Source organism: Trujillonella humicola (assembly GCF_046233715.1).
Lineage (GTDB): Bacteria > Actinomycetota > Actinomycetes > Mycobacteriales > Geodermatophilaceae > Trujillonella > Trujillonella humicola.
Map to the genome: position 1 here is coordinate 1 of NZ_JBJNRJ010000101.1, position 5,812 is coordinate 5,812.

Below are 5,812 nucleotides of genomic sequence, written 5' to 3' on the forward strand. Positions count from 1 at the left end.
GCATCGCCCGCGGCTTCCGCAACCGCGACAACTACCGGCTACGCATGCTGCTCATCGCCGGCGGCCTGACCAGCCCCCACCTCAAGTAAGAAGAGCCCCGTTGCGTCGAAAGGCGCACGGCGGGTTCGGCGAGCGGCCTGGGGAAACGGATCCCGAGTAATCAGGACACCGCGCCCCAGGCCGACTCCACTCCAGCATCAGTTCCAGCCGGATGGTGTCCCGGGTCCGATCGCCCATCAGCTGCACCCGGTAGCGGGTCAGCATCCGCAACCGGCGAATGTCTGGAGGAGGCACGAACGACGGGCTCAGCAGCCCGTGCTCCAGCAGCTGGGCGATCCACTCGGCGTCGCGGACGTCGGTCTTGCGACCCGGCACCGCCTTGATGTGCGCGGCCTTGAGCAGCCACGTCGTCATGACCTCTTCCAGGCAGTAGAACGGCGCCTTCCAGTAGGTCGAGGTCGACTCCATCGCCGCGATCGTCACCCCGCGGTCGATCAGCCGTCGCGCATCGCCTGCAGCGCGCGCGTCGTCGTCGGATACGTCCGCACCTCACTGACCCGCCGGCCGTTCGGCCCCGGCGTGCGCACGCAGACCGTCAGCGTCGCCTTGCCGATGTCCAGCCCGGCGACCCGGTCGAAGAGCAGTTCCATTCGGGGTTCCTCCCCCCGGTCGACACCGATGGGCGTCGCCCGGAGGGCCCTCTGCCAGGAGACAGACCCACGCGCTCTACGGCAGCCATCACAGGCACCCGAGGACCCCGCGCCATACACCTCTACGGGCGCGACCGCGCCAATGTGACCCGACGTCGCCGGACGACAGGAGCATTCTCATCCCTACAGGCAGCGAGTCGGGTAGCCCGGGGGAATTGCACCCCCGGGCTCCCACAGAACGGAGCGTGACAGTCTCCCGTCACTCCGCTCTTCTCATCGGAATCCGGCAAACGCCCGGGCCCAACGCCAGTGCGAGAACAGTTCGGGATCTCGATCGAGGACCCCGAGCCACCACGCCTTGAATCGCTTGTAGGACCGCAGCCGCTTGTACTTTCGGCCAGCCCACCGCATCAGGTAGGTGTTGATGCGCTGCAGAAGGGGCGTCAACTTCGACCGGAAGAACCGGCCGTAGTAGTTCATCCAGCCCGCCACCACCGGATTGATGAAAGCGGCGAGCTCGTCCAAACTCCGCTCGGTCCACAGGTGCAGCCGCCATCGGCGCACCTGGCGTGCCATCGCGGTGAGGGCTTCCCGGCTGACCGCAGCACCGAACCCGACGTAGAACCTTCCGTCCTTGGTCCGGGCCGGCCGGAGAGCGAACGTGTAGCCCAGGAACGTGAACGACGTGTGCGCCGAGGCGCCGCGCCGTTTTCCGTCCGGGCAGAACACGATCCGGGTCTTGTCGGGATGCAGCCGCAGCCCGACCTGCTCCATCCTCACCTCGAGCGCGGCCAGCACCTCACGGGCCTGCCGCTCGGTCACGCAATGCACCACCGCGTCATCGGCATACCGCTCGAACTCCACCGTCGGGAACTCGCGCGTCAGCCACAAATCGAACGCGTAGTGCATGAACAGGTTGGCCAGGACCGGAGAGATCGCCGACCCCTGCGGAGTACCGCGATCTCGGGCCTGGACCGTGCCGTCGGGTGCCACCAGCGGGGCGGTCAGCCACCGCTTCACGTACAGCAGCACCCACCGCTGGGCGGGAGTGATGTTGGCGGCCACCGCCTGGACCATCAGGTCCCACGGCACGCTGTCGAAGAACGCGGAGACATCGATGTCGATGACCCACGCCCTGCTCCGGCACCGCTTCTGACAGATGGCCACCGCATCCAGCGCGCCGCGGCCGGGCCGGTACCCGTAGGAGTCGTCATGGAAGATCGACTCCGTGCGGGCCCGTAGCGCCAGCGCCGCGACCGTCTGCGCCACCCGGTCGGCCACGGTCGGAATGCCGAGGGTCCTCGTCCCCCGACCGTGCGCCTTGGGGATCTCCACGCTTCGCACCGGCGGCGGAAAGTACGTCCCCGACGACATCCGATTCCAGATCTTGTACAGGTTGCCCTGCAGATTGGTCTCGAAGTCGTCGAGGGAACATCCGTCCACCCCGGCGGCACCCTTGTTCGCCTTGACTTGCTTGTACGCCTCCCACACCAGCTGTTTCGGAATGGTAAACGACTTGTTCGCCTGATCTGACTTGCTCACCCGTCTCCTCCCGGAACCAAATCCCGGTTGCTCGTGCGAACGAAAGTCATCGATGAGCCGGCCCCTTCGCTCCACTCCCATTACAGGAGCTTCAGCGCTACTACGAGCCGGTCCGCCAGCGGGCGCCGCGCCGGTACTCAGCGTCTCCGGTTTCCGCCGTACGACGCGCTCCCTCTCCCCCACCCACGCCCACCAGGGCCGCGCGCAGGGTGTGTCGGCACCCGCCTTCCCACGTTCCGTGCAGGCGCAGCAGACCGGGCTCGCGCCACCTTCACGCCGGACACCACCTGGCCAATCAGCGGGCACCCGCCAGGCTCATCCCGGAGACTCTTGACCTCTCCGGTTTCGATGTCGTCAATGCGTTTCGACGCGTCCTCAGTGGTTCGCTCGCGCTCGCCTTCCCGGTCCCTACCTGACGCATCACGTGCGCCTTTTCCTCATCGCTCACCACGACGGTCATCAACCAACGCAGCATGAGGTGGTTTGACGCCTCCCCCCGCAGGGCGACGCCGAAGGGCCAGACCTTCATCACCTGCACAGCACCGCATCAGGAAGCCCTGACCTACCTCACATCGGCTCCCCTCCGCGCTCGTGGCGCACTCAAGATCACAAGGATGACGGTGTAGGTGATCGCCACCATCACAACGACAGCGACACCCATCGCGCCGTACCGGGACGCGTGCGGATGGGAGAAGATCCGCCCCACCAGCACCGCCCCCAGCGACATCACCGCGCTGATGACGATCAGCACCAGCACGCCCCACTTCACCCAGCCGGTGATCTGGTTCGCGAAGCCCTGCATGCCAGGCGGCGCCTGCGGACAGACGGCTGCCCTGAGGTCTGCAGCGGCGGCGGGTGTCGCGCTCTGCAGGAGAAGCACCACCACCGCAGCCGCCACGATGGCGACGACGCGCCGCAGCGCGGACCGGCGTCCCGTCAACGGCCCGTCTCCGTCACGCCGCGACCGGGTGACTTCCCATGACGCGGCCGACGCGGCGCCCGGGGCTCTGGGGCCAGCAGCGCAGCAAGCGCCCGACCAGCGGCTGCCACGGCTGTCGGCAGGGGCTCAGGGGTCAGGCCCGCCGTCGCGAGTTCGCGGTCGATCGGCATCCGCACGACCCGACCGCGGTCCCGTGCCTCGTGCAGCCGCGGACCGCACGCAGCCGCAACGGACCGCGGCCAACGCGATGGCCCCAGCACAGCCACCAGGGCTGGGCCTGCGACGGCTTCCAGCACGTGCTCGGTCTGGCGCAGCGCCGGCATGGTCAGGCGGGTTGCCACCACCACATGAGCAGCCTGTCCACGAAGCTCGCCAGGACTGGTCAACCAGAAGCCGGCTAGACGCTCGCCGGCGTCCACGACGAGCCACCGGTCCGGCGTGCCGTCCTGAGGCAGCGGGGGCGGCATCTCACCGCGCCCTATGGGCTGCGCAAGGCGCAGGACGCCAACGCCACTACGACGACCACAGCGCCATGACCCCGCGGTCCCGAGCTCAATACTTGAGGCGGACGCCAGCGCAGACCGGAGCGGTTCGGCGTACTCGACGAGCTGCACCGTTCGAGGCACGAGACCTTCGGCCACCGCCAATGCGACCGTCGAAGCGCCGGCTCCCGCATGTGCAGGAAGGACCAGAACGCGCCGGCGGTCAGGCCCATCGCCCCACGGAGGGACGAAGGCTCGAACAGCTGCGCTCTCCAACAAGCCTTCGCACTGGCAAGAAGCGCGGGTCTCCGCGCGACCGCGAATAGCAGCGACCGCGCCCCGCATCTCCTCGACTGTCAGTGGCCGCGACGCGGTCAGACCGTCGAACGCTCTTGTTGAGCTACCCCACCCTTGGTGCTGCTCTGCCGAGGCTTCGGTCACCAACCTCGGCCATGAACTCTTCGTCTGCATGGACCGGAAGGTGACGCCACTGGCTGCCGAGATCCTCCAGTTCTTCCCCAGCAGCGCTCACAGCGCTGTCAGGACCTGCACTCGTTGCCGGATGAGTTGGGGACTGTCCCTGAGGGCGGCTTCAGGGACAGGGACGGGGCTGGCGCTCGCTACCGCGCCACCCATCACCGCCGAGCATCGCGCCCGCCTCGCGGCGCTCCTGACGGACGCCCGATGACCGCCGCGTACCGGGCGGTGCCGGTCCTCACCACCAGCTCGACCTCTCGCTCGAGATGCGGGAGCACTGCTGCCTGATGGCGGCGGAGATGGCGCGGCACAACAACTGCGCGGTGGCCATTGTCGTTCTTTCGGGCCAGCACCGCCTTGAGTCGGGCCCCGATGAGAGGATGGCGTTCGACTCGAAGGGGCTGAGACGATGGCCGATCCGGCGGCGTTGTTGGTGGCGGACCTGCGGGAAAAGTACGCGGTGCTGCCCGCGTCTCCAAGGTTCTCGCGCCTGTACGACGACCCCGACTGGGGCCACATGTTCGCGGTCCTACACAAGCGGCTGAACCAGCATTTCAGTGACATCAACGGCCGCGCCAAGTCCACCCACCACTACTGGGCGGACGCCAGCCGCGACCTACTCGCGCTTATCGACGAGATCGAGAACGACCTTCATACGCTGAAGAGGTGCGGCGTAGAGGTCGAATTCGACAATGGCTATCAGGACGCGCTGGATCGCTGCAGGCCCTGGCTTTCCCCCTCGGGGGGCAGCACAGTCCCCGAGGATTTTGAGCTCATTGAGCTCATCGACTACCAGCCAGTCTTCACCCTCTTGGCCGCAAGCGTGAAGCTGAAGAAGGGGCAGGAGCCGGTACCGCTCACGATGGTGGGCAGTGGTTCCTACGCCCACGTCTACTCGTACGTGGACCCTGACTACGACATCAAGTTCGCTGTCAAGAGGGCCAAGAAGGACTTGGACGAGCGCGAGCTGGCGCGGTTCAAGCAGGAGTTTGACGTGACGAAGAGGCTGAGCTTTCCATACGTGGTACAGGTCTTCAAATACAACGATGAGCGCCACGAGTACCGGATGGAGTACTGCGACACCACGCTACGGGACTACATCAGCAAGAAAAACTCAACGCTCAAGTTCGGCACGCGGAAGCGCGTTGCGCTTCAATTTCTTTATGGCATTAATTACCTGCACGTTAACCACTATCTGCACCGAGACATCAGCCTTCAGAACACCTTGCTGAAGGTCTACGGAGAGAGTGCCGTGCTGGTCAAGCTGTCGGACTTTGGCCTGGTAAAGGACCCGAGCAAAGACTTCACCCGCACTCAAACCGCCATGAAGGGAACTTACCGCGACCCACTGCTCGCGAGTTTCAAGGATTACGCGGTCGTCAACGAGATGTACTCGATCGCTTGGGTCCTCGCCTACATATTTACCGGCAAGGAGAGGCTTCCCGCCAGCGACGACGCCATCAGTAAAATCATCCACAAGTGCGCTAGCAATGACCTCAACCAGCGCTACCAGACCGTGCTGGCGCTGATAGAAGACGTGGAACAGGTGGTCGAGTTTCCCGCCAAGACAACCGCTTAGCCCGGATCTTTCGTGCGCCCGCCCATGATCATCGGGATGCGGCTCGGTGGGCCGCGGGAGTGTGAGTCTGGCATCGGGGTGTGACGGTTCGGCCGAGGTCGCTCGGGTGGGCGCCGGTTCCACGGGTCGGTGTCGTTCGGGT

At 66.0% G+C, this 5,812-nt stretch carries 5 protein-coding genes; 1 reads left to right on the forward strand and 4 read right to left on the reverse strand.

Annotated elements, in window-relative coordinates; all coding sequences use genetic code 11:
• Positions 1-81: 81 nt before the first annotated feature.
• The 4 genes from ACK586_RS25090 to ACK586_RS25105 all read right to left on the reverse strand — a co-directional run bounded on the left by ACK586_RS25090 (position 82) and on the right by ACK586_RS25105 (position 3,132).
• A complete protein-coding gene (locus ACK586_RS25090) occupies positions 82-483 on the reverse strand; it encodes an IS110 family transposase (protein WP_409333259.1) in 402 nt (133 codons plus the stop codon).
• Positions 484-494: 11 nt separating this feature from the next.
• Positions 495-650, reverse strand: coding sequence for a hypothetical protein (locus ACK586_RS25095; RefSeq protein ID WP_409333260.1), 156 nt, complete (start codon positions 648-650; stop codon positions 495-497).
• 273 nt (positions 651-923) lie between these two features.
• Positions 924-2,192, reverse strand: a complete 1,269-nt coding sequence (ltrA, locus tag ACK586_RS25100; protein WP_409333261.1) for a group II intron reverse transcriptase/maturase — start codon at positions 2,190-2,192, stop codon at positions 924-926.
• A 562-nt stretch (positions 2,193-2,754) separates the two neighbouring features.
• The gene (locus ACK586_RS25105; protein WP_409333262.1) at positions 2,755-3,132 is read right to left on the reverse strand and encodes a hypothetical protein; all 378 of its coding nucleotides are present in this window, start codon (positions 3,130-3,132) and stop codon (positions 2,755-2,757) included.
• A 1,368-nt stretch (positions 3,133-4,500) separates the two neighbouring features.
• Here ACK586_RS25105 and ACK586_RS25110 point away from each other — a divergent pair.
• On the forward strand, positions 4,501-5,670 hold the full coding sequence (locus tag ACK586_RS25110) for a protein kinase family protein (protein ID WP_409333263.1): 1,170 nt from the start codon (positions 4,501-4,503) through the stop codon (positions 5,668-5,670).
• The last annotated feature ends 142 nt before the right edge of the window (positions 5,671-5,812 follow it).